Annotated in this window: 2 rRNA genes; both read left to right on the top strand. The window is 56.8% G+C overall.

Annotated elements, in window-relative coordinates:
- Positions 1 to 1070 (top strand): 16S ribosomal RNA (locus tag AC5Y5W_RS24815); the annotation flags it as partial.
- A gap of 280 nt (positions 1071 to 1350) precedes the next feature.
- Positions 1351 to 2311, top strand: a 23S ribosomal RNA gene (locus AC5Y5W_RS24820); the annotation flags it as partial.

The raw sequence follows: 2311 nt of genomic DNA on the forward strand, positions 1-2311 counted from the left end.
GGTGACGGTAGGTGGAGAAGAAGCACCGGCCAACTACGTGCCAGCAGCCGCGGTAATACGTAGGGTGCGAGCGTTGTCCGGAATTACTGGGCGTAAAGAGCTCGTAGGTGGTTTGTCGCGTTGTTCGTGAAATCTCACGGCTTAACTGTGAGCGTGCGGGCGATACGGGCAGACTGGAGTACTGCAGGGGAGACTGGAATTCCTGGTGTAGCGGTGGAATGCGCAGATATCAGGAGGAACACCGGTGGCGAAGGCGGGTCTCTGGGCAGTAACTGACGCTGAGGAGCGAAAGCGTGGGGAGCGAACAGGATTAGATACCCTGGTAGTCCACGCCGTAAACGGTGGGTACTAGGTGTGGGTTTCCTTCCTTGGGATCCGTGCCGTAGCTAACGCATTAAGTACCCCGCCTGGGGAGTACGGCCGCAAGGCTAAAACTCAAAGGAATTGACGGGGGCCCGCACAAGCGGCGGAGCATGTGGATTAATTCGATGCAACGCGAAGAACCTTACCTGGGTTTGACATGCACAGGACGATCGCAGAGATGCGGTTTCCCTTGTGGTCTGTGTGCAGGTGGTGCATGGCTGTCGTCAGCTCGTGTCGTGAGATGTTGGGTTAAGTCCCGCAACGAGCGCAACCCTTGTCTCATGTTGCCAGCGGGTAATGCCGGGGACTCGTGAGAGACTGCCGGGGTCAACTCGGAGGAAGGTGGGGATGACGTCAAGTCATCATGCCCCTTATGTCCAGGGCTTCACACATGCTACAATGGCCGGTACAAAGGGCTGCGATGCCGTGAGGTTTAGCGAATCCTTTAAAGCCGGTCTCAGTTCGGATCGGGGTCTGCAACTCGACCCCGTGAAGTCGGAGTCGCTAGTAATCGCAGATCAGCAACGCTGCGGTGAATACGTTCCCGGGCCTTGTACACACCGCCCGTCACGTCATGAAAGTCGGTAACACCCGAAGCCCATGGCCTAACCCCTTGTGGGAGGGAGTGGTCGAAGGTGGGATCGGCGATTGGGACGAAGTCGTAACAAGGTAGCCGTACCGGAAGGTGCGGCTGGATCACCTCCTTTCTAAGGAGCACCATTTTTTCCTCGTGCCTCACGCCTGTGGGGGTTTCACGGTTGGGATAGTTTCGTGCCGGCGCCTGTAGTGGGTGTTTCGGTGGGTGCACAACAACTTTGACTGTTTTGTGGTCAACATTTACTGCCGGCACACTATTGGGCTTTGAGGCAGCACCTGGTGTTGTCGCTCCATCTTGGTGGTGGGGTGTGGTGTTTGAGTTGTGGATAGTGGTTGCGAGCATCTAGCAAGCAAAATGATTGTTTTTGTTTGTCGAGTGTTTTTTTGTGTTTGTAAGTGTGTTAGGGCGCATGGTGGATGCCTTGGCATCAGGGGCCGATGAAGGACGTGGGAGGCTGCGATATGCCTCGGGGAGTTGTCAACCGAGCGTGGATCCGAGGATGTCCGAATGGGGAAACCCGGCACGAGTGATGTCGTGTCACCCACTGCTGAATGTATAGGCAGTGGGGGGGAACGCGGGGAAGTGAAACATCTCAGTACCCGTAGGAGAAGAAAACAAGTGTGATTCCGTTAGTAGTGGCGAGCGAACGCGGAGGATGGCTAAACCGCGCGCATGTGATACCCGGCGGGGGTTGTGTGTGTGGTGTTGTGGGGTCTGTGTTCTCCGGTCCGCCGGCTGGGGCAGCAGTGAGAAAACAGTGTGTTAGTCGAAGTGGCCTGGGATGGTCTGCCGTAGACGGTGAGAGCCCGGTAGGTGAAAACATGCTGTCTGTTGTGCGCAGGTACCCCGAGTAGCAGCGGGCCCGTGGAATCTGCTGTGAATCTGCCGGGACCACCCGGTAAGCCTGAATACTTCCTGATGACCGATAGCGGATTAGTACCGTGAGGGAATGGTGAAAAGTACCCCGGGAGGGGAGTGAAAGAGTACCTGAAACCGTGCGCCTACAAGCCGTCAGAGCCTTCCCTTTGTGGGTGGGGTGATGGCGTGCCTTTTGAAGAATGAGCCTGCGAGTCACCGACATGTCGCGAGGTTAACCCGGGTGGGGTAGCCGCAGCGAAAGCGAGTCTGAATAGGGCGTATCCCTCGTGAGGGGGTGTAGTGGTGTGTTGTGGACCCGAAGCGGAGTGATCTACCCATGGCCAGGGTGAAGCGCGGGTAAGACCGCGTGGAGGCCCGAACCCACTTAGGTTGAAGACTGAGGGGATGAGCTGTGGGTAGGGGTGAAAGGCCAATCAAACTCCGTGATAGCTGGTTCTCCCCGAAATGCATTTAGGTGCAGCGTTACATGTT

The sequence above is a fragment of the Mycobacterium sp. NGS51 genome (genome assembly GCF_059812525.1).